Origin of the sequence: Megamonas funiformis, from assembly GCF_010669225.1 — a bacterium.
Taxonomy (GTDB): domain Bacteria; phylum Bacillota; class Negativicutes; order Selenomonadales; family Selenomonadaceae; genus Megamonas; species Megamonas funiformis.
The window spans coordinates 2,315,044-2,338,093 of the sequence record NZ_CP048627.1; the positions used below are offsets into that span (position 1 = coordinate 2,315,044).

The window sequence follows — 23,050 nt, forward strand, 5'->3', positions numbered from 1 at the left end:
ACGTTACGTTTACAGTATTTTTAAAAATAAAATATAGAATAAATATATCTACAAAAGATATAGAAATTATCTTATTTTTGATTAGAACTAAGGAGAGTGACTTTTGTGTTTTATTTGAAAAAAAATAAAAAAAGAATGTTAGCTTTATGCTTAAGTGCAGCACTTAGTGTAGGCTCTTTAACTGTTTATGCGGCAACAGAACAATGGAATGATGCTTCTTTAACACCAGCTTTTACTACTAAAACAGCTGTATCAGAACATACAGATTGGGCAGATTGGAAAGCTAACTGGGATAAAATTAAAACAAATTATGAACAAGTTGCTTTAATTCCAGGCTCCGATTTTTCTAAATTAAATTTTGGTTGGTATTCTAAAGAAAAAGCAAATGAAGCTGTAGTGCGTATTGCTGATAATAAAGATATGAAAAACGCTAAAGAATTTAAAGGTACTTGTACAGAAGGTACTGTAATCAATGGTGTGCAGTATTATAGCAATAAAGTAACAGCTGATGGCTTTGAACCAAATACTACATATTATTATCAGGTAAAATTAAATGGTAAATGGCAACAAGCTCATGAATATAAAACAGGCGATCCACATAATTTCTCATTTATGTATGTAGGTGACCCACAGATTGGTGCTTCTAAAGGTCAAGTTCCAAATGAAAGTGCTGTAGAACAAAGTGAAGATGTTGCAGCTAGAAATGATGCTTATAACTGGAATAAAACATTAAATAGTGCTTTAGCACAACATCCAGAAATTAATTTCTTAGTATCTCCTGGTGACCAAATTAATGAACCAGCTGGTAATAACGCTGAAAAACATTTATTACAGGAATATGAATACTCCGGATATTTATCTGCAACAGCTTTCCGCAATTTACCACAAGCAGTAGCTATTGGTAACCATGATTGCTTGACTACTAGCTATCAAAATCACTTCAATGTGCCAAATCCATTTACAGCAGAAACTAATTCTACAGTTGCAGGTCATGGATATTATTATACTTATGGCAGTGCTTTATTCATTGTCATCAATGCTAATAACTATAATGCAGCTGACCATAAAGCTTTAGTAGAAAAAGCAGTAAAAGAAAATCCAAATGCAAAATGGCGTATTGTTGTAATGCATCAAGATATCTACGGTTCAGGTTTAGACCACTCTGACTCTGATGGTATTATTTTACGTAACCAATTAACACCTATCTTTGATGCAAATGATATCGACGTAGTATTACAAGGTCATGACCATACTTATGCTCGTACTTATCAGCTTACAAGTGATGGTAAACAATATGATGATTTTGCAGAATATAAAGTAGGTCAACATGGACAAGACCATAAAGTACTTGATAATAAATTAAAATCTGACAGTGCTTTCAAAGAATACTATACTTCTCAAAATCGTTGCTACACTATTGCTGATATGAAACAAGGCACTTTAGTAAATCCAGAAGGTGTATTCTACATGACTTCTAACTCTGCAACTGGTTCTAAATTCTATAATTTAATTGAACAGCAACAAGATTATGTAGCTGCTCGTAGCCAGACTTGGAGACCAACATATTCTGTAATCAATATTACTGATGATAAATTTACTATTAACACATATGATGCTCAAACAGGCACACCAATCGATGAAGCTTATAGCATTATTAAGAGATAATAAGTAAGATTTAATTTTTCTCTAACTGCGGTAAAGTATATGCTTTACCGCAGTTTTTACATTAAAGAAATTAATATAATGATAATAAGAGAGGAATTTTTTATGAATTTGTTAAAAAATATTTGGGTTCGTGGGATTATAATTATTTGCATATTAATAGGTGGATTTTTCTTTTTACAATCATATAATCAGGTAGAAAAACCAACTTTAGTAAATACACAAGGGCGCGCTTTTGAAAAAGCAACAGTAGTGGAAGTTTTAAAAGATAATATACAAGAAGATGGTTCTCGTGTGGGCGACCAAGTTGTATTATTACAGATGGAAACTGGACCACAAAAAGGGCAGATTTTGGAGGCAAATAGTCCTAATGGATTATTATTTGGAACAGCATGTAAGCCAGGATTAGAAGTAATCACTATTTCTAGTGTAGTGGGGCAATTACATGTTACTACTGTATATAATGTAGACCGTTCTATGCCAATATATATTTTTATAGCTATTTTCTTGATTTCACTTTGTATTATTGGTGGGAAAAAAGGTGTAAAATCGGCAATTGCACTTATTTTTAGTTTCATTTGTTTTGTATTTGTATTTTTCCCTATGATAATGAAGGGAACTTCTCCATCTTTAGCTGCTATTTTTACAGCGACAATTGTTACAGCAATGACCATTTGCTTGATTAATGGTTTTACGATAAAAGCTTTATCTGCTATTTTGGCAACTTTTTTTGGTTTATTGATTGCAGGTTTGACAGCAGATATTTTTGGCTATTTCACATCACTTTCAGGTTATAATGTATCCAATATTGAAGCATTATTATTTATTGGACAGAATACTTTAATTGATGTAGGTCAATTACTTTTTGCTGGTGTTTTATTTGCAAGTTTAGGTGCTGTAATGGATATAGCAATGGATGTATCTTCAGCAGTGCAAGAATTGCATGTTAAAAATCCAGCATTAACACCTAAAGAATTATTTAAAAGCGGTATGAATGTTGGACGAGATATTATGGGTACAATGTCAACAACACTTATTTTAGCTTTCTTTGGTGGCTCTCTTGGTGTATGGGTATTAGATTATGTATATGATTTACCATATTTGCAATTAATAAATTCAAATTCTATTGGTATAGAAATCATGCAAGGGATATCTGGTAGCTTTGGCGTTATTTTAACAGTGCCAATAGTAGCATTATTTTCTGCATGGCTTCCTCATTATTTAGAAAACAAAAAATAAGAATGTATATTGTTTTGAGAATAAAAAAGAGATTATGGTTTGGATAATAAACCATAATCTCTTTTAGTTTTTAGAATTATTTTATTCAAGGACTTTATAAATAGCACAACAATCTTCTGCACCATAACCTTGTTCAGAAGCTTTTTGATAAAGTTCACGGGATTTTTGACTAAATATAGGAGGATAATTAAAATCTTTAGCCATATTACAACCAAGAGTTAAATCTTTTAAAGTTAAATCAACAGCAAAGCGATTGCTAAAATCATTATTAGCTATGGCTGGACCTCTGCGACTTAATTGATTAGAATCTCCTCCTGTTTGTGCTAATAATGTTAAAAATTGTTCAATATCTATATTAGCTTTTTGTGCTAAATGAATACCTTCAGCAAGTATTGCAAGATTAGTCATACCAATCATGTTACTGATTATTTTGAAAGCATAAGCCTGAACTACACCACCTAAGTAATGAACAGGAGAACCAATTAAGTTTAAAATAGGCATTATTTTTGTAAATATTTCTTTATTGCCACCAACAAATAATGGTTCAGAAGCTGTTTCAGCTTGTGCAGGACCTAATCCTAAAGTACAAGCTATATAATGGACATTATGATGAATAGCATATTGTTCTATTTCTATAGCAGTACTAGGGTCGATAGTACTAGTATCAATATAGATAGAGCCAGATTTTAATTGATTGAGTAAGCCATTATTTTCTATCATGATTGATTTTACTGTTTGTGGAAGTGGCAAACATGTAAAAATAATATCGCAAATAGCTAAATCGTTAATATTTTTTACAGTTTTTCCTGTAGTGCCAGCACTTAATACTTTATTTATATGTTGTTGATTTCTGCCATAAATATAAACTTCTTTGCCGGCACGAATAAGATTTCGAGCTAAAGGACCACCCATTAAACCAATACCAATAAAACCTATTTTCATGAAAAAAACCTCTCTTTTGCCTTATAAGTAATATATGATAAAATATATCTAATATATTCAACATATATTAGATTATATATAAAGTCAATATTGAGAAATAGGATGAATATTAGGAGGTTTTTACATGAACAGTCATGAGTTTCATGAACTTACACATTATGTAATGGATTCACCTGCGAGTCCACCTGCTAGTTTATTTGCTGGCGGTTTTGATGATTGGAGAAGTAGAGCACGTTTAGCTCATTTTTTGGCAATGCCAGAATTAAAAAAACATGATGAAGCAATAGAGTTGTTTCGTTCTGTTGTTGAAGTAGAAATAGATGAAGAAAATCCTGAACAGGTAGAAGAAAAAGTTTATGCTTTGCAAAGATTATCTTCTTGCCTTCGTGAAGATAAAAAATATGATGATGCTCTTCACTATATAAATTTAGCTGTGCAATTAGTAGAGTCTACAGATTATTTATATAAATATATTCTACGTGGAGAAGTTTGGGCTGACCGCTGGAATTTATTATATAATAAGCAAGATATTGAAACAGCTGAAAATGAAATTGATGAAAAAATTCGCGTATTTGAGAATTTAGACGTGAAACATAATAGTTATTTATATTATGGTTATCGTTTTAAAGCTCAATTAATGGCTACCGGTCTGATGAAAGAGGAAGCTTTAAATTATATGAGAAAGGCTTTATCTTTTATGGATATTCCTGAAAAATATAAGCCTGCTATAGAAAAAGCTTTTAGTGCTACTCATAATAATGTCGCATGGATTTTAAATACGATTGACCATGCTTGCCCTTCACCAGAAAAAATTCATTGGGATATTTAAGTTTGCAAAAAATACATATATGACATTAAGTATTAGTTATATATGTATTTTTGTACATATATATATTTGGACAAAGATAGTATAGATAATAAGAGGAGAATTTTTATGGCGAAGGAAAAACATGTAGAAGGAGAAGCAGACCATTATATTAAGACATTAATAGGTGCTGTATTAGGATATGCAGCTGATGGTCTGGATATGTTTTTATTATCATTTATTTTAGTTTTTATTATTAAAGATTTTGGACTTACTACAGCAGAAGCTGGGAATTTAACTTTAGCAACAACGATTGGTATGTGGATTGGTTCATATATTTTTGGATTGCTAGCAGATAAATATGGACGTACAAAGATATTATCTTTTTCGATAATTTTATTTGCGGTAGCCACATTCTTGATGTATTTTGTTGATAATTATACAGTATTGCTTGTTTTACGTTTTATCATTGGTCTTGGTATCGGTGGTGAATTTGGTATTGGTATGGCGATTGTTACTGAAACATGGGCACCTGATATGCGAGCAAGAGCTACTTCATGGGTAGCACTTGGTTGGCAAGGCGGTGTATTATTAGCAGCAGTTATACCAGCTATAATTGTGCCAATGTTTGGCTGGCGTGCAGTATTTCTTGTAGGCTTAGTTCCTGCACTCATCGCAATTTATGTACGTATGCATCTTAAAGAACCGATTTTGTGGCAACGTAAAAAACAGCGTCAGCAAGAATTGATTGCTAAAAAAGAAAATGGAACTATCACTGAAAAAGAACAAAAAGAATATTATTATTTGGCAGGTATGCCACTTAAAAAATTATTCACTACAAAGAGAATAACAGCAACAACAATAGGGCTTACAGTTATGTGTTTAGTGCAAAACTTTGGCTATTATGCGATATTTAGCTGGATGCCAACAATTTTATCTCAAAAATATGGCTATAGTTTAGCGCAGACAAGTGGTTGGATGGTAATATCTATTGCTGGTATGGTTTTAGGTATAATCTTATTTGGTATCTTGGCAGATAAAATTGGACGTAAAAAGACTTTTGCACTTTGGTATATTGGTGGAACAATTTACTGTGTAATTTATTTCTTTTTCTTTACAAGTCAAGCAAGTTTATTATGGGGAAGTTTCTTATTAGGTTTTACTGTAAATGGTATGATGGGTGGTTATGGTGCAGTTATTGCTGAAAATTATCCATCTGAAGCACGTTCTACTGCAGAAAATATAATTTTTGGTACAGGTCGTGGTTTATCTGGTTTTGGCCCTGCTATAATTGGTTATTTGGCAACAGGCGGAAGTTTGATAGGAGCAATGAGTCTTGTATTTGTTATTTATCCAATAGCACTTATTTTTATGTGGTTCACTGTTCCAGAAACAAAAGGTATAGAAATCGATTAATAAAAAAGGTTATGCTTTTGCATAACCTTTTTTGTTTATAATTCATCAATAGAGGATAGAAGCTCTGTATAATTGTGGAGATAAAAATCAGCTTGTGCTTTTATTGCCTCTGTATCAGCATCAGAATATTTGTCATAAATAGCAATGGTTTCAATACCAGCTTTTTTAGCAGCTTCAATACCGATTAATGAATCTTCAAAGATGATACATTCTTCTGGTTTGGCATTAAATTTTTGCATAGCTTTTTGATAAACCTCAGGGTCTGGTTTGATTTTGCTGACATCTTCACGTGTGTAGATTAAATCAAAATATTCATCAAGTGGAGCTTTGGCGTTGATATTTTTATTTAAAGTGCGATATATATCCATATTTGTGCGTTTTGTAGTTGTTGTTATAGCAAGTGTAAAATTCTTTGCTTTTAATTTTTTGATGACTAAGTCAGCTTGTGGTTTATAATCGATTATATTTTGGAGAAAATCTTGAGCTATTTCATAACGCAATTTGATGATTTCCTCAGCTGAAATTTGAGCTGAATATTTATCCTTGATATATTGGCAATAACATAAATAAGGATTTGGTTGTGCATTGAATTTTTTTAATTGTGTATCACGGTCGTTTTGCACAGTTGTTTCATCAATTGTTTTATTGGCTAATTTTTCAATGAGTTTTTGGTCAATTTGGTTCCAGATGCCAACAGAGTCAATTAAAGTGCCGTCCATATCAAAAAAAGCAAATTTTTTATTTTTTAGCATGACAAAATTCCTTTCTGACAATAAAATGGTTTAGGTATATTGTAGCAATTATCTAAAAAAGTTGGAATATATATTTATCATTAAAATAAAAGCACTAATCTTTTTCTTTACAGTGATATTTATTTATGATATATTAATTTTTGTATGCAAAAGACATTCCCATTCTAGGGTAAGCGAAACTCCAACGCTGTCGTGGATTCGGGAGAAATAAAATTTAGGAGGATATTTTAATGTTAACTCAAGAACAAAAATTACAAATCATTCAAGATAACGCTACTCATGAAGGTGACACTGGATCCCCAGAAGTACAGGTTGCTTTATTAACTGCACGTATCGCATATCTTACTGAACATCTTAAAAACAATAAAAAAGACCATCATTCCCGTCGTGGCTTATTAAAAATGGTTGGTCATCGTAGAAGACTTTTAAGCTATTTATATGATATCGATGTAGAACGTTATCGTGCTCTTATTGCAAAATTAAATTTACGTAAATAATTAATTGAAAAAGCGGGAGCCTTTCCCGCTTTTTCTTTTAGTTTGCTTGATTTTAAGTTAAAATAGATATAGACACAAAGATTAAAATATTGATAAATACATAAATAGGAGGTAAGTTATGTATACTTTTGAAACAACACTTGGCGGTCGCAGTTTTGTTGTAGAAACAGGCAAAATGGCGAAACAAGCAAATGGCGCTGTATTAGTTAGATATGGTGAAACTGTAGTTTTAGTAACAGCAACAGCTTCTGCTGAGCCACGTGAGGGAGTAGATTTTTTCCCTTTAACAGTTGATTATGAAGAAAAAATGTACGCTGTTGGTAAAATACCTGGCGGTTTTATAAAAAGAGAAGGTCGTCCTGCTGAATCTGCTATCTTAAATAGCCGTTTAATCGACAGACCTATTCGCCCATTATTCCCAGAAGGTTATAGAAATGATGTTCAGATTGTAGCTACAGTTTTATCTGTAGAACAAGATAATGCTCCAGAAATCGCTGGTATGATTGGTGCATCTTGTGCACTTTCTATTTCTGATATTCCATTTTTAGGACCAATCGCTGGTGTTCGTGTTGGTCGTATTGATGGCGAATTTGTTATCAATCCAACAGTTGAACAGCGTGAAAAATCTGATTTAAACTTGACTGTAGCAGGTTCTTATGATGCTGTAATGATGGTTGAAGCTGGTGCAAATGAATTATCCGAAGAAGTAGTTCTTGATGCTATTTTATTTGGTCATGAAGAAATCAAACGCTTAGTAAAATTCCAGCAAGAAATGATGGAAAAATGCGGTAAAGAAAAACATCAGCCAAAATTATTTACTGTTCCAGAAGAACTTGTAAATGCTATTCATGAATACACTTATGATAAATTTGATGCTGCTGTTCGTGATGCTGATAAACTTCGCCGTGATGAACATGTAGCAGAAGTAAAAGCAGAAGCAAAAGAACATTTCTTAGAACTTTACCCAGAAATGGATATGGAAATAGATTATGTGCTCTACAAAACTTTAAAAGGTATTGTACGTCATATGATCACTCATGAAAAAATTCGTCCAGATGGTCGTGGCTTAGAAGAAGTTCGTCCTATTAGCTGTGAAGTAGGTATTTTACCTCGTACACATGGTAGTGCACTTTTCACTCGTGGACAGACTCAGATTTTAAATGTTACTACACTTGGCGCTTTAGGTGATGAACAAGTAATTGATGGTATCGGTGATGATACATCTAAACGTTATATTCATCATTATAATTTCCCTGGTTATTCCGTTGGTGAAGCTCGTCCAATGCGTAGCCCAGGTCGTCGTGAAATCGGTCATGGTGCGCTTGCAGAACGTGCATTAGTGCCAGTTATTCCTTCTGTAGAAGAATTCCCTTATACACTTCGCCTTGTATCTGAAGTTTTAGAATCCAATGGTTCTAGCTCCATGGGTAGCGTATGCGGTAGTACACTTTCCTTAATGCATGCTGGTGTACCTATTAAAAAACCAGTATCTGGTTGTGCAATGGGCTTAGTAAAAGATGGCGATGCTTATACAATTTTAACAGATATCCAAGGTATGGAAGATGCTCTTGGTGATATGGACTTCAAAGTAGCAGGTACTCCAGATGGTATCACAGCTATTCAAATGGATATCAAAGTAGATGGTCTTAGCAGAGAAATTTTAGCAGCTGCTCTTGCTCAAGCAAAACGTGGCCGTGAATTTATCTTAAGCAAAATGCTTGAATGTATCAGTGAACCAAATAAAGAATTATCTCCATACGCTCCACGCGTAAATAGCATGAAAATCCCTACTGATAAAATTCGCGATGTAATTGGACCAGGCGGAAAAACAATTAAAAAAATAATTGATGAAACTGGTGTACAAATCGATATTCATGATGATGGTAATGTATTTATCACAGCAGTAGGTGCTGAATCTGCACAGAAAGCTCAAGATATGATCAATGCTTTAACTGCTGAAGTTGAAGTTGGTGCAGTTTATAAAGGTAAAGTTACACGCATTATGAATTTCGGTGCATTTGTAGAAATCTTACCAGGTAAAGAAGGCTTGTGCCATATTTCTCAATTAGCAAAAGAACGCGTAGGAAAAGTAGAAGATGTTGTAAACATTGGCGATGAATTAGAAGTAAAAGTTACAGAAATTGACCGTCAAGGTAGAGTAAATCTTTCTCATAAAGTGCTTCTTTAATAAGGCTGGTGAAAATAAGTGCATATTGTTTTGATTGAACCTGAAATTCCAGCAAATACTGGTAATATTGCACGTCTTTGTGCAAATACAGGTATTGAACTTCATTTAGTAAAACCACTTGGTTTTTCTACTGATGATAAATATTTAAAAAGAGCAGGTCTTGATTATTGGCATTTAGTAAAAGTGCATTATCATGAAAACTTTGATGAAGTTTTAGAAAAATATAAAGGTCATAAATTTCATTATGCTACAACAAAAGCCAATCATGTACACAGTGATGTAACTTATGGCATGGATGATATGCTTGTTTTTGGTAAAGAAACAGCAGGTATTCCTGAAAGTATTTTAAAAGAACATTGGGACGATTGCATTCGTATACCGATGATAAGTGAATCACGTTCTTTAAATTTATCTAATTCTGTGGCTGTAATTGCCTATGAGGCTATGCGACAACTTGATTATGCAAATTTAAAACAAGTTGGTTTTGATCATTTAGATTGATAGGAGCATAAATAATGCAAAAATTAAATGAATGTATAGCTAAATTAAAACAAATTTTGCCAGAAGATAGTGTGTTAATAGATGAGCCAATGTCTAAACATACTACATTTCAAATTGGCGGTCCAGCTGATTGCTTTGTAATGCCTTCAACAGTTGAAGAAGCTATCGCTGTTATAAAAATAGTAAAAGAATATGATGTACCACTAACAATGCTTGGCAATGGCTCTAATTTGTTAGTCATGGATAAAGGTATTCGTGGTATTGTTGTAAATTTAAATGAACGTTTTGCTAAAATTACAAGAGATGGTAATTTCATTAAAGCTCAATGTGGTGCTTTAATGGTTGATGTTTCTAAATTTGCAGGTGAAGCTTCACTTACAGGTCTTGAATTTGCAGTGGGTATTCCAGGTAGTATCGGTGGTTGTATCTTTATGAATGCTGGTGCTTATGATGGTGAAATAAAAAATGTAGTTCATCGTGTTAGTGCTATTGATAAAGAAGGAAACCTCGTATACTATACAAATGAAGAAGCTCAATTTTCTTATCGTCATAGTATTTTCCAAGATAATGATAATTTGATTTTAGAAGTTGAATTAGAATTACAAGAAGGAAATCAAGATGAGATTTTAGCTAAAATGGCAGATTTGACTAATCGTAGAGAAACAAAACAACCACTTGAATATCCAAGTGCAGGTAGTACTTTTAAACGCCCACCTGGATATTTTGCAGGGACTTTAATTGACCAAACAGGTTTAAAAGGACTCACTGTTGGTGGTGCGCAAGTTTCTAAAAAACATGCTGGTTTTGTAGTTAATATCGGCGGAGCAACAGCTCAAGATGTACTTGATTTAATCAAAGAAGTACAAGATAGAGTTTATAAAGCTCATGGCGTGAAACTTTATCCAGAAGTAAAAATGATTGGTGAACAATAAAATATAACATAAAAGCTATAGCAAAGAATTTATTTTGCTATAGCTTTTTATTTAAATTGAAAATAAATTATTAACTATTAAGGATATAAAAATGATATATTTTATGCAGGGCTTATTATTTGGATTGGCTTATGTTATGCCTATTGGCATACAAAATATGTATGTTATTAATTCTGCTATGCAAAGAAATGTAAAAATAATTTATCTGACTACGATATTTGTAATTATATTTGATATTTCGTTAGCTATTAGTTGTTATTTAGGTATTGGAATTTTATTAGATAAATATCAATTTTTACGTGATTTCGTGATGTTTATTGGAGCTATGGTTATTTTCTATATTGCTTTTGATTTATGGAGAACGAATAGCAAATTAGAAATAAAATCAACTCATGATTATAGATTGTCAAAAATAATTGTTTCGGCTTTTTCTGTCGCATGGTTAAATCCTCAAGCTATTATTGATGGTTCGTTGATTTTAGGTAGCTTTAGAACATCTTTAGCAGGAGATAGTTCTATATATTTTATTATAGGAGTTTGTATCGCTTCTTGTTTATGGTTTTCTTCATTAGCTTTTATAGCACATAAATTTATAAATAAATTATATAGATTTGTTAAATATATTAATCTTATTTGTGCTATCATTTTGTTTTTATATGGATTAAATTTATTATATATGTTTTGTTTAGATTTATTTACATATAATTAAATTTTGGGATTATCTTGATTAAGACCCTAAGAGTTTTAATACTTTTAGGGTTTTGTTGTATAATAAAATAAATATATACTTATTTGGAGGTGTTAATATGATTGGTGATTGTGCGAATTGTAAAAGTCATATTTGTGCAGGCAGAGGTATTAGTTGCAAGAAAATAAATCAAGATGAAGTGCTTGATTTATATACAGATGAAGAGAAAAAAATTATGAAAGCAGCAGCTTTTGTGGAAGCCACATATTATAGTGAGCTTACACGTTTGGAGGAAACTGTAGAATTTGCCAAACAAATGGGCTATAAAAAATTAGGTTTAGCTTTTTGTATCGGTTTAAATAAAGAAGCTTATTTAATTAATAAATTTTTAGCACGTGAATTTGAAGTAGTATCTATTTGCTGTAAAAATTGTGCGATAGCAAAGGATAAATTAGGTTTGAAAAAAATAAATCCCCAAAGTGCAACAGAAAGTATGTGTAATCCTAAATATCAAGCTGAATTTTTAAATCAAGCAGGTTGCGATTTATTTATTTCCTGTGGTTTATGTGTAGGTCATGATGCTATATTTAACAAAAATTGTAATGGTCCTGTAACTACATTAGTTGCAAAAGATAGAGTACTTGCTCACAATCCACTTGGTGTAGTTTATTCACGTTATTGGCGAAAAAAACTAAAATTAATGGAAGAAAATGAAATATAAATAAAAAGGAACAATATTTTGATATACATCAAAATATTGTTCCTTTTTTATTAATAGTTCGTGGATACTGTAAAAAGATGCTAAAATGTGGAGATTATAAAAACGAATAATAAATAAGAGTAATTCTATAATCTACCTTAATAATATTTGGTAATATTTATTTTTCCGCATTATAAAATTTTAGTGGTAACCGTGAGGTTATTGAAAATAATTATCGTTGAATACGGTTTTAGTCTGAATGTTTGAGCGAAGCGAGTTTCTAAGCGTTGTATGAAGCGATAATTATTTTCAAAACTAAAATTTTATCTGCGGTGATTTCTTTGGTTCGTTTCTTTGTCATCAAAGAAATGAACAGTTTAATTATTATTCTCTAAATCTATCAACGATAGTTGCACAAGCAGCATCGCCTGTGATATTTACAGCAGTACGAAGCATATCGAAAATACGGTCAACACCGAATAAAATTGGAAGTGCTTCGATTGGAATATTAGCAGACATGAGAACGGCTACTACTAAAAGTGTAGGGCCAGGAACACCTGCTTGACCTACAGCACCAACTGTAGAAGTAAATATAATGGCTATATATTGTGTAATAGTGAGTTCAATACCAAACATTTGAGCAAAGAAGATAGCAGCCATAGCATAATAAGCAGCATTACCATTCATATTGATAGTGGCACCGAGAGGAAGTGCAAAAGAAGTAGTTTCTTTAGAAACATGCAATTCTTCAATAGTTGTTTTCATATTGAGAGGTAATGTAGCCATGGAAGATGCAGTAGTGAAAGCGAATAATTGAACTTTGTACATAGATTTAAAGAATTGTTTAAATGTAGTACATTTAGAGAACATAGCAACACTACCGCCAATAACACCATAATTAACGATGAGGAGAACGATAATATATAATACTACAAGATAAGCTAGTTTTACTAAAATTTCTGAACCGAATTTACCAATAGAACCTGCCATTAAGCCGAATACACCAAGAGGTGCAATACACATAATAGCAGTCATAATATTTACAGTAACTTCAGTCATATAATTGAAAAATTTAAGTAAGAATTCTTTCTTTTCACCGCTTAAGTTAGCGATAGCAAAACCGATAAATAAGCTAAATACAATGATTTGTAAAATATTACCAGAAACGAGAGCTTCAAAAGGATTTGCAGGAACAAAACCGATTAAAGTTTCCCAAAATCCAGGAATACCACCTTTATCAGCATATTCACTAGAAGCTTGAACTCCTAAACTAGCTAAACTAATTCCTTCACCTGGTTTAAATACTACACTGAAAATAAGACCTATAACAGTAGCAATGATAGTAGTAATTGTATAATAAATAAATGTTAAAAGACCGATTTTCCCAGCAGAACTAGAATTTCCTAGTGAAGCCGCACCACCAATTAGTGAGAATAAAACCATAGGTACTACGACCATTTTGATTAATTGCATAAATAAGTCGCCGATTGGCGCAAAGATTTGTGCTGTTTCACCTAAAGCCAAACCAACAGCAATGCCTAAAATCATGGCAATGAGAATAAGCGTACCGAGCTTATTAATGATCATTTTTGCTGTCATTATAAAAGACCTCCTAAAGATATATTTGTATATTATATAAAAATAACATAACGAAATTATACTCTTTTTGGAGTGAATTTACAACTATACTGTAGCTTTTAGAAAAAATACGCACAAAATATCTTTTAAAATGTTTATTTGTTTTTTGTATACGTACAAATTTTATTTTAAAATAATACCTGAAAGCACTAAATTTAATTTATAGCGAATGTTTTCTTGATATTTAAGTGGTAGGCTACTAAAAGAAGCAGATTGAAATAGAGAATGAAACATTTCTGTGATAATTTCAGCTGGAATATCACTGCGAAATTCGCCATTATCTTGACCAGTTTTAATGATTTCATCAAAAATATCTTTGAATGGAAGTGGTTTTTTTATCGAAACATGTGGCTGTATGGTCAATGCACTTCTATCTACAGCGCGCATGAATAATGGCAAAATAAAACGATTTTGGTCTAGTAGATTAGCAGTATATAAAACGAGTCCTTCTAATACTTGAGCTTGAGTTTTTTCTTTATTTATAGATTCAAGATAATGTTGACGAATATCCATAGCTAATTGAATGAGTAGACTACGGAGTAAATCATCTTTAGATTGAAAATAATTATAAAATGTGCCAATACCTAAATTAGCTTTTTGCATGATATCAGCAATAGAAGTATCTTTCAAACCTTTTTGAGCAAATAATACGATAGCGGATTGAATGATGTTTTTTTTTGATTTTATTTTTTTTGCTTCACGTTTACTAAGTGTATGTTCCAAAATAATCACCTGTTTATTTATATTTTATAAAAATGAATGCGGTTCGTTTTCTTTAAAATATATTATAATGGCATTTATCTTTTTTCTCAAACCGTAATAGTTTTTCAATAGTATGCTATAAATTAATGTTATTTTTTGATATAATTGCAATTAGATTTAAGGAAAAAATATAAAGGATTTCAATTTTATGAAAAAAGATGAAATACTATCAGCTATTGGTATTTTTTTCGGCATTGGTATTGTAGCTTTAGTATCTAAATCTATTGATAACAATTTATTATTAGCACCATTTGGAGCGACAAGTATAATCGCTTTTTTGTTATATGACAGTGAATATGCTCAGCCGAGAAATATTATCTTAGGCTATATTATTACAAGTATTGTAGGTATTTTAATGGCTTATATTTTAGGGCATGATTGGATTGTTTATGCTTTAGGTGTAGCTATAGCCATGTTAGTGAAATCGTGGTTTAAAGCAATTCACCCACCATCTGCTGCTATGCCGATTATATTATTAAAAGCGAATGAACAAGGTATTATCAATTATTTTTTATTTGATGTAATACCAGGAATTTGTTTATTAGTTTTTATTGCTATAGTCTATAATAGATTTATTTTACATAGAGATTATCCTTTATGGCATAGATAATAATTTTAAGGAGAATTTTTGTGAAGTGGGCTAATCATAAATTAGTAACGACTGTAGTTGTATTTGCAGGAACAGGAAATTTTTTATATGCAGCATATAGTTTTTTTGGCAGTGTATTGCCAGATAGATTGGAAGGTAAACCACCAAAAGAAAGTAAAGCTTATTGGAAATGGCGTTCAAAACATCGCCAAAATACACATTGGACAGTGCCTTATTTAGCGATAATCGCTATTTTATTTTATTTACATGAAGTTGGTGTATTAAAAGATTTATTTTGGGAAATAGCACAAATTCCGATATTTGTCTGTGTAGGTGCTTTACTTCATATTATTGAAGATGGAATTTGTGGCAAGGTGCCACTTATCTGGCGAAAGCGAAAAATAGGTATAAAATTATTTCGCGTGGGCAGTTCATGGGAATATTTTATAAGTTATACGATTTGTGTAGCTGCTTTATATTATAAATTTATGTTGTAATAAGTTTCAGGTAAAAGAAAGTGGTGAAATATATGCAAAAACTAAAAATTGGTTTTATTGGCATTGGTGTAATGGGAAAATCCATGGCAAATAATCTCTTAAAAGCTGGATATGAAGTCATGGTTTATACGCGTACAAAGCAAAAAGCTGAAAGTTTATTAACTAAAGGTGCAAAATGGTTTGATAGTGCCAAAGCTTTAGCCCAAAATGTAGATGTAATCATCTCTATGGTGGGTTATCCTCAAGATGTAGCAGAAATCTATTTAGGTGAAAATGGTGTAATTAAAAATTTGAAACCACAAAGCATAATTATAGATATGACTACTTCTAGTCCAAAACTGGCTCAAGAGATTTATCAAGAAGCTCAAAAATATGAAATAAAATCTTTAGATGCACCTGTATCTGGTGGAGATGTAGGAGCAAAAAATGGTACACTTGCCATTATGGTTGGTGGCGATAAAGAAGTTTATGAAGAAGTTTTGCCGATTTTTGAAGCTATGGGAAAAACTATTTGCTATTTTGGCAAAGCAGGTTCTGGTCAATATGCAAAAATGAGCAATCAAATAGCTATTGCTTCTAATATGATGGGTGTTTGTGAAGCTGTTGCTTATGCGAAAAAATGTGGATTAAATCCTCAGGATTTATTAGATGTAATCTCTACAGGAGCAGCAGGTTCATGGTCGATTAGCAATTTAGCACCAAGAATGTTAAAAGGTGATTTTGCACCAGGATTTTTCATTAAACATTTTATTAAAGATATGAAAATAGCTATAGAGTCAGCTGATGAAATGAATTTAGATTTACCAGGATTGAAATTGGCAAAATCTCTATATGAAAAATTAGCCAAAGAAGGTTATGAAAATAATGGCACTCAAGCCTTATTGAAATATTATGATGCTGAATAAAGCAAGACAAATACTACAAAAATTTTATGGATATGAAGACTTTCGACCAGGGCAGAAAAAAGTAGTTGAAAGTTTATTAAATAAAAATGATACAGTGGCGATTATGCCTACAGGTGCGGGAAAATCTATTTGTTTTCAAATCCCTGCATTATTATTTGAAGGGGTAACACTTGTTATATCGCCACTTATTTCTTTGATGAAAGACCAAGTTGATAGTTTACGTCAGCTAGGGATAGCGGCAGTATATATTAATAGTTCTGTCAGTAAGGCTCAATTATATAAGGATTTACAAGATATATCTGCTGGTTTTTATAAAATTATTTATATAGCACCAGAGCGATTGACATCTGAATATTTACCAGATAGTTTTAAAAATTTAAATATTAGTATGGTAGCAGTTGATGAAGCGCATTGTTTATCGCAATGGGGACATGATTTTCGTCCTAGTTATCGCAATATCTTAAATTTTACTAATTCATTGCGCATTAAGCCGATTATCAGTGCTTTTACAGCAACAGCTACACCAGAGGTAAAAACAGATATTATAAATTTATTGGGACTTAAACAACCTAATGTATTTGTAACTGGTTTTGATAGACCAAATTTATATTTTTCCGTATTAAGAGGAGAAGTAAAAGATAAATTTGTCATAGATTATGTAAAAAAACATCAAGATGAAGCTGGAATTATCTATGTGGGCACTAGAAAAGATGTAGATGCTTTGCAAGTTTTATTGGAAATAAAGGGCATTAAAGCAGGTAGATACCATGCCGGTATGACAGATGAGGAAAGAAATCAAATGCAAGAAGATTTTCTCTATGATAATCTTTCTGTTATGGTGGCGACAAATGCTTTTGGTATGGGCATAGATAAGCCAAATGTTCGCTATGTTATTCATTATAATATGCCCAAAAATATGGAAGCGTATTATCAAGAAGCAGGTAGAGCAGGTCGTGATGGACTTTCAGGAAATTGTATTTTATTGTATAGTCCGCAAGATACACAGCTTCAAAAGTTTTTGATAAGTAAATCTACAGAAAGTGAAATTCGTCAACAATTAGAATATAAAAGATTGCAGTCAATGGTGGATTATTGTCATACACCGCAATGTCTAAGAGCATTTATCTTGCATTATTTTGGTGAATTTGATGTAGAAGAACATTGTGATAATTGTAGTAATTGCAAATTAGAAGGCGAATTAATAGATATTACAATTGATGCACAAAAGGTTTTATCGTGTGTCTATCGTATGCATGAACGCTTCGGCGTGAAAATGATAGCTGAAGTCTTAAAAGGTTCAAAAAGTGCGAAGATAAAACAATTTAATTTTGAGCGTTTATCTACGTATGGCTTGATGAAAGAGCGAAAGCTAAAAGATATCAGTGATTTAATTTTAAGACTTAGTGCTATGCAATACTTAGATATCACAGAAAGCCAATATCCAGTGGTTACTTTAAATGAATTGTCATGGCAAGTGCTTCGCGGTCAAAAAAAGGTTTGGCAAAAGATGGTAATTGTTAAAAAAGCCAAGGCTAAAGGTGAATTATTTGAAGCTTTGCGCAGTTTGCGTAAAGAATTAGCGACAAAAGAAAAATTACCACCATATATGATTTTTTCTGATGCTACACTTACACAGATGGCAACAGATAAACCGACTGATTTAGAATTGATGAAAAATATTCGCGGTGTAGGTGAATTTAAATTACAAAAATATGGTGAGGAATTTTTAACAGTGATAAAGAGCTACATATCGTAAAGATATTTAGTATAGATTAAGAGAAAAAGGGGTAGATTTTATGGATCCAATTTTAAAATTACAAAATGGCAGTGATGTCAGAGGTGTAGCAGTTGAAGGTGTAGCTGATGAACCTGTTACTTTGACACCAGAATATGCTAATCGCATTGTGCAAGCTTTCGTTTTATGGCTCAGCAAAAAAAGTGGCAAAAAAGCAAGTGAATTAAAAATCGCTGTAGGTCATGATTCTCGTATTTCTGCACCAATGTTAAAACAACAAGCTTTAATGGCAATTGTAGCTCAAGGAGCAACAGCTGTTGATTGTTCCATGGCTACAACTCCAGCTATGTTTATGTCTTTAGTATATGAAGAAACAAAATATGATGGTTCTATGATGATTACTGCAAGCCATCTTCCATTTAATCGCAATGGTATTAAATTCTTTGAACCAGAAAATGGCGGTATGGAAAAGAAAGACCTCACTGATATGCTCAAAATTGCTTGCGAATTGACTGAACAGATAGCAGATATCAGCAGTGTAGAAAAATTTGATTTAGTTTCTCTTTATGCTGAAAATCTTTGCACAAAAATCCGTGAAGGTATCAACAGCAAAGACAATTATGATAAACCACTTACAGGCAATCATATCGTAGTAGATGCAGGTAATGGTGCTGGAGGATTTTTTGCACAAAAAGTTTTAGCTCAGTTAGGTGCAGATACTACAGGTAGTTTATACTTAGATCCAGATGGACATTTCCCAAATCATATTCCAAATCCAGAAAATAAAGAAGCTATGGACGCTATTCGCGGTGCAGTGCTTAATAATAAAGCTGATTTAGGTTTGATTTTTGACACTGACGTAGATAGAATGTCTGCTGTATTTAGCGATGGTCAAGAAGTAAATCGTGATGCACTCATTGCTATGATGGCTGCTATCTTAGTGAAAGATTATCCAAATTCCACTATTGTTACTGACTCTGTAACTTCTGATAAATTGACTGCATTTTTGGAAGGTGAATTACAGTTAAAACATCATCGTTTCCAACGTGGTTATAAAAATGTAATCAATGAATGCAAACGCTTAAATGAAGAAGGCGTAGTATCTCCACTCGCTATTGAAACAAGTGGTCATGGTGCACTTAAAGAAAATTATTATCTTGATGATGGTGCATATATGGCAGTTAAACTCTTAATTGCTGCAGCTAAAACTAAAGCAGAAGGTAAAACTTTAAATAGCTTGATTGAAAAACTTGAACCACAATTTGAAACAGCAGAATATCGCTTAAAATTAAAAGGTGAAGATTTCAAAGCTTATGGGGCAAAAGTTTTAGAAATATTTACTGCTCGTGCAAAAGAAAAAGGATATCATATTGTAACACCAAATTATGAAGGTGTACGCATTAGCTTTAAAGGTGAAGCAAATGGTTGGGCATTGCTTCGTCAATCTTTACATGATCCTAATATGCCACTTAATGTAGAAGGTAATGGCGAAGGCGATTGTGCAAAAATCACAGCTATGATGAAAGAATTATTAAGTGGTTTTGACCAATTAGATATCTCTGTATTTGATAAATAATAATATAGCGGAAAATAGCAGAAGTTTATATTATCAATAATAAAAACCTCGAGAAGGGTAGTTTTATGTTTCTCGAGGTTTTTGTTTTGTATTTGTTTTCTCTATAGATACTTTTACATAGTTTATAAAATAATCTTTTAGGGTGTATTTTATTTTTTGGTTGAAATGTTGTAAACTATAAGGAAACGCATTTGAAAGGAGTATTTTTATGGATTTACATAATTTATTGGTATTTCAAGATTTATTCAATGATGATGTTTTTAGAGATATCGAAAAAACTATTTCTCGAGAAAATTTAAATAAAGGGGCTGTTGCTGCTAAGTTGATTAATAAGGCGGAGCAGTTGGGTTTATCTGGAAATATTATACGTTCATATATGATTTATACTGTGGCTCATCAAAGTAATTGTGTGTCTTATGCAGTAGAAAAATCTGGTGGTAAAATCGGTAAAAGTTTGTATCAAGCTTTTTGTCATGATATTGAATTAATAGAAAAATTATTGCTTCTAAAACCTAGTTTACTTTTAGATTGCGATTTATTAGATGATTATGAACCGACAAATATTAATCAATCTACAGCGTTCAATTTATTAGTAGAAAATCTAGATAAAGCACAAACTAGCAAGGATAAGGCAGATGTTTTTATCAATTATTATAGAATATTTGGCAGTGGAGATATGGCAGATTATCGAGCTTTCCGTTGGGATAGAGATGAGGATAGTTTAGTTGGTATTAAACATTTTGAAACTATGAAACTTCAAGATTTAATCGGCTATGAATATCAAAAACAAGAATTATTAGCCAATACGAAAGCCTTTGTAGAAGATAAGCCAGCAAATAATGTTTTACTTGTAGGGGCAAGAGGTACAGGAAAATCTTCAGGTGTAAAAGCAGTGGTTAATTCTTTCTTTGATAAGGGTTTGCGTTTAGTTCAATTAACTAAAGAGCAATTAATAGATTTACCTGTTATTATGGAGCGTTTGCGAGATTTTAGCAGTAAGAAATTCATCATTTTCTTAGATGATTTATCTTTTGAAGAATTTGAAGTGGAATATAAATATTTAAAATCAGCAATTGAAGGTGGTGCTTCGGCAAAACCTGAAAATGTACTTATTTATGCTACATCAAATCGTCGTCATTTGATTAAAGAAAGTTATAAAGATAGAGGGGCAAATGATGATGATATGCACCGCAGTGATACATTGAATGAAACTATTTCACTTTCTGATAGATTTGGTTTAATCATCTATTATATGGCACCAAACCAACAAGAATATTTAGATATTGTAGATGGTTTATTAAAACAGCATGGCATAGAATTATCTAAAGAAGAATTGCGCGTAAAAGCAGGGGCATGGGAAAAAGAACATTCTGGACGCTCCGGCAGAATAGCACAACAGTTTGTAACACATTATTTAGGGCAAGTTTATAATAAATAAAAAGCAGGAGATATCCTGCTTTTTTATTAGAAAATTTCATTGAATTTTTTATTATAGATTTAAATCATTGATAGGAAATATTGATGAAATCTTAAATCACAAGTTAATTCCGGGTGAAAAGAGCTTACAAGCATATTTTTTTGTCGTGCAGCTATGATTTTATTATCTAAAGTAGCTAAAATTTGTACATCTTTATCTGTTTTAGTGATGTAGGGAGCACGAATAAATACTAAAGGAATAGGCATATTTTTATCTATGGTAGGAATTAATAAATTAGTAGAAAAACTATCTAATTGAGAGCCATAGCCATTGCGTTTAACTGTTATATCCATAGTTGCAAGATGCGTATTTGTTTGATTTTCAATATTTTTAGCAAGCAAGATTAAGCCAGCACAAGTGCCAAATACAGGTAAACCTGAAATGATTTTTTGCCGTAAAATTTCTTTTAAGCTAAAATAATCAAGAAGTTTTCCTATAGCTGTAGACTCGCCACCAGGTAAAATAAGCCCATCAATACAATCTAAATCTTTGGCTGTTTTTACTATACGAATTTTTGTATGTGGTATTTGCAATAAGATTTCTTGATGTTCAGCAATAGCCCCTTGCATACCTAAAATACCAATTATTTTATTCATATCACATTACCAGCCACGTTTTGCCATTTGTTGTTCTTGAGGAATAGTATCTATTTCTATACCGACCATAGCTTCACCGAGATTTTCTGATATTTTAGCTAGTTTTTCAGGATCATTGTAAAAAGTAGTAGCTTCGACAATAGCTTTTGCTCGTTTTTGTGGATCACCGGATTTGAAGATGCCAGAGCCTACAAATACACCATCAACACCTAATTGCATCATTAAGGCAGCATCAGCAGGAGTGGCAATACCACCAGCTGCAAAATTAACAACAGGAAGTTTTCCATATTCATGTACATAACAAACTAAATCAAAAGGAGCACCTATTTCTTTAGCGATATGCATTAACTCACTAGATGTGGCAGATTTTACTCTATTGATATCTTTTTGCATAGTTCTAAAATGACGAACAGCTTCAATGACATTTCCAGTACCTGCTTCACCTTTTGTTCTAATCATACTAGCACCTTCACCAATTCGACGAAGTGCTTCACCTAAATTTCTAGCACCACAAACAAAAGGAATATCAAAATCTTGTTTATAGATATGATTTTCGTCATCAGCTGGTGTTAAAACTTCTGATTCATCAATATAATCAATGCCGATAGCTTGTAATATTTGAGCTTCAACAAAGTGACCAATGCGAGCTTTTGCCATAACAGGGATAGAAACAGCTTCTTTAATTTCTCGTATCATTTTAGGATCTGACATGCGAGCAACTCCACCTTCACGACGTATATCAGCAGGTACGCGTTCAAGTGCCATAACTGCAACAGCACCAGCTTCTTGAGCTATTTTTGCTTGCTCTACGTTGGTAACATCCATAATAACTCCGCCTTTGAGCATTTGTGCAAGATTTTTATTTAAATTGTAACGATTATTCATGATAGGCTCCTTTGATTGTAGTATATTAATTAAAATGATAAAATTGTATCAATACAATATTTAAATTT

Annotated in this window: 22 protein-coding genes; 16 read left to right on the plus strand and 6 right to left on the minus strand. The window is 32.1% G+C overall.

Annotated features, from left to right (window positions below; translation table 11 throughout):
* Positions 1-135: 135 nt before the first annotated feature.
* Together GXM21_RS11565 and GXM21_RS11570 are read left to right on the plus strand one after the other, a co-directional pair.
* The gene (locus GXM21_RS11565; protein WP_015561829.1) at positions 136-1,665 is read left to right on the plus strand and encodes a purple acid phosphatase family protein; all 1,530 of its coding nucleotides are present in this window, start codon (positions 136-138) and stop codon (positions 1,663-1,665) included.
* Between the two features lie 102 nt (positions 1,666-1,767).
* The gene (locus tag GXM21_RS11570; protein WP_008539486.1) at positions 1,768-2,901 is read left to right on the plus strand and encodes a YibE/F family protein; all 1,134 of its coding nucleotides are present in this window, start codon (positions 1,768-1,770) and stop codon (positions 2,899-2,901) included.
* Between the two features lie 81 nt (positions 2,902-2,982).
* On the opposite strand, the gene GXM21_RS11575 is transcribed toward GXM21_RS11570, so the two are convergent.
* The gene (locus tag GXM21_RS11575; RefSeq protein WP_008539483.1) at positions 2,983-3,843 is read right to left on the minus strand and encodes an NAD(P)-dependent oxidoreductase; all 861 of its coding nucleotides are present in this window, start codon (positions 3,841-3,843) and stop codon (positions 2,983-2,985) included.
* A gap of 124 nt (positions 3,844-3,967) precedes the next feature.
* Between GXM21_RS11575 and GXM21_RS11580 the strand changes: the two genes are divergently transcribed.
* Positions 3,968-4,672, plus strand: coding sequence for a tetratricopeptide repeat protein (locus GXM21_RS11580; RefSeq protein ID WP_008539481.1), 705 nt, complete (start codon positions 3,968-3,970; stop codon positions 4,670-4,672).
* A 105-nt stretch (positions 4,673-4,777) separates the two neighbouring features.
* Entirely contained in the window at positions 4,778-6,064 is a 1,287-nt protein-coding gene (locus GXM21_RS11585; protein ID WP_008539479.1) for an MFS transporter, read from the plus strand.
* A 35-nt stretch (positions 6,065-6,099) separates the two neighbouring features.
* On the opposite strand, the gene GXM21_RS11590 is transcribed toward GXM21_RS11585, so the two are convergent.
* Complete coding sequence (locus GXM21_RS11590) at positions 6,100-6,816, minus strand: HAD family hydrolase (protein ID WP_008539477.1); 717 nt, start codon at positions 6,814-6,816, stop codon at positions 6,100-6,102.
* A gap of 230 nt (positions 6,817-7,046) precedes the next feature.
* Between GXM21_RS11590 and rpsO the strand changes: the two genes are divergently transcribed.
* The 6 genes from rpsO to GXM21_RS11620 all read left to right on the plus strand — a co-directional run bounded on the left by rpsO (position 7,047) and on the right by GXM21_RS11620 (position 12,343).
* On the plus strand, positions 7,047-7,313 hold the full coding sequence (rpsO, locus tag GXM21_RS11595) for a 30S ribosomal protein S15 (RefSeq protein WP_008539476.1): 267 nt from the start codon (positions 7,047-7,049) through the stop codon (positions 7,311-7,313).
* Positions 7,314-7,431: 118 nt separating this feature from the next.
* Positions 7,432-9,501: a polyribonucleotide nucleotidyltransferase gene (locus GXM21_RS11600; RefSeq protein WP_008539474.1), complete on the plus strand. Its 2,070-nt coding sequence runs from the start codon at positions 7,432-7,434 to the stop codon at positions 9,499-9,501.
* An 18-nt stretch (positions 9,502-9,519) separates the two neighbouring features.
* Entirely contained in the window at positions 9,520-10,002 is a 483-nt protein-coding gene (gene trmL, locus GXM21_RS11605; RefSeq protein ID WP_008539473.1) for a tRNA (uridine(34)/cytosine(34)/5-carboxymethylaminomethyluridine(34)-2'-O)-methyltransferase TrmL, read from the plus strand.
* 14 nt (positions 10,003-10,016) lie between these two features.
* Positions 10,017-10,934 carry a UDP-N-acetylmuramate dehydrogenase gene (gene murB / locus GXM21_RS11610; RefSeq protein WP_008539472.1) on the plus strand — a complete coding sequence of 306 codons (918 nt, stop codon included), beginning with the start codon at positions 10,017-10,019 and terminating at the stop codon, positions 10,932-10,934.
* A 91-nt stretch (positions 10,935-11,025) separates the two neighbouring features.
* Positions 11,026-11,643: a LysE/ArgO family amino acid transporter gene (locus tag GXM21_RS11615; protein ID WP_008539471.1), complete on the plus strand. Its 618-nt coding sequence runs from the start codon at positions 11,026-11,028 to the stop codon at positions 11,641-11,643.
* Between the two features lie 97 nt (positions 11,644-11,740).
* The gene (locus GXM21_RS11620) at positions 11,741-12,343 is read left to right on the plus strand and encodes a DUF1847 domain-containing protein (RefSeq protein ID WP_008539470.1); all 603 of its coding nucleotides are present in this window, start codon (positions 11,741-11,743) and stop codon (positions 12,341-12,343) included.
* A 363-nt stretch (positions 12,344-12,706) separates the two neighbouring features.
* Here the strand turns inward: GXM21_RS11620 and GXM21_RS11625 are convergent, their stop codons facing one another.
* Together GXM21_RS11625 and GXM21_RS11630 are read right to left on the minus strand one after the other, a co-directional pair.
* Positions 12,707-13,921: a dicarboxylate/amino acid:cation symporter gene (locus GXM21_RS11625; RefSeq protein ID WP_008539469.1), complete on the minus strand. Its 1,215-nt coding sequence runs from the start codon at positions 13,919-13,921 to the stop codon at positions 12,707-12,709.
* A 162-nt stretch (positions 13,922-14,083) separates the two neighbouring features.
* The gene (locus GXM21_RS11630) at positions 14,084-14,683 is read right to left on the minus strand and encodes a TetR/AcrR family transcriptional regulator (protein WP_008539468.1); all 600 of its coding nucleotides are present in this window, start codon (positions 14,681-14,683) and stop codon (positions 14,084-14,086) included.
* A gap of 187 nt (positions 14,684-14,870) precedes the next feature.
* On the opposite strand from GXM21_RS11630, the gene GXM21_RS11635 reads away from it, so the two are divergent.
* The 6 genes from GXM21_RS11635 to GXM21_RS11660 all read left to right on the plus strand — a co-directional run bounded on the left by GXM21_RS11635 (position 14,871) and on the right by GXM21_RS11660 (position 21,462).
* Positions 14,871-15,332, plus strand: a complete 462-nt coding sequence (locus tag GXM21_RS11635) for an HPP family protein (RefSeq protein WP_008539467.1) — start codon at positions 14,871-14,873, stop codon at positions 15,330-15,332.
* A gap of 20 nt (positions 15,333-15,352) precedes the next feature.
* On the plus strand, positions 15,353-15,808 hold the full coding sequence (locus GXM21_RS11640) for a metal-dependent hydrolase (RefSeq protein ID WP_008539465.1): 456 nt from the start codon (positions 15,353-15,355) through the stop codon (positions 15,806-15,808).
* Between the two features lie 20 nt (positions 15,809-15,828).
* Positions 15,829-16,713 carry an NAD(P)-dependent oxidoreductase gene (locus tag GXM21_RS11645; protein WP_008539464.1) on the plus strand — a complete coding sequence of 295 codons (885 nt, stop codon included), beginning with the start codon at positions 15,829-15,831 and terminating at the stop codon, positions 16,711-16,713.
* On the plus strand, positions 16,703-18,469 hold the full coding sequence (gene recQ / locus GXM21_RS11650; RefSeq protein ID WP_039881466.1) for a DNA helicase RecQ: 1,767 nt from the start codon (positions 16,703-16,705) through the stop codon (positions 18,467-18,469). Before GXM21_RS11645 ends, recQ begins: the two co-directional genes overlap by 11 nt.
* A gap of 40 nt (positions 18,470-18,509) precedes the next feature.
* Positions 18,510-20,024, plus strand: coding sequence for a phosphohexomutase domain-containing protein (locus GXM21_RS11655; protein ID WP_008539462.1), 1,515 nt, complete (start codon positions 18,510-18,512; stop codon positions 20,022-20,024).
* Between the two features lie 208 nt (positions 20,025-20,232).
* Positions 20,233-21,462 carry an ATP-binding protein gene (locus tag GXM21_RS11660; RefSeq protein WP_008539461.1) on the plus strand — a complete coding sequence of 410 codons (1,230 nt, stop codon included), beginning with the start codon at positions 20,233-20,235 and terminating at the stop codon, positions 21,460-21,462.
* A gap of 59 nt (positions 21,463-21,521) precedes the next feature.
* Here GXM21_RS11660 and pdxT read toward each other — a convergent pair whose 3' ends face one another.
* Both pdxT and pdxS read right to left on the minus strand, forming a co-directional pair.
* Positions 21,522-22,097 (minus strand): pyridoxal 5'-phosphate synthase glutaminase subunit PdxT, encoded by a 576-nt coding sequence (pdxT, locus tag GXM21_RS11665; protein WP_008539460.1) that lies wholly within the window; start codon positions 22,095-22,097, stop codon positions 21,522-21,524.
* Between the two features lie 6 nt (positions 22,098-22,103).
* Positions 22,104-22,982 carry a pyridoxal 5'-phosphate synthase lyase subunit PdxS gene (gene pdxS, locus GXM21_RS11670; RefSeq protein ID WP_008539459.1) on the minus strand — a complete coding sequence of 293 codons (879 nt, stop codon included), beginning with the start codon at positions 22,980-22,982 and terminating at the stop codon, positions 22,104-22,106.
* Between the last annotated feature and the right edge of the window lie 68 nt (positions 22,983-23,050).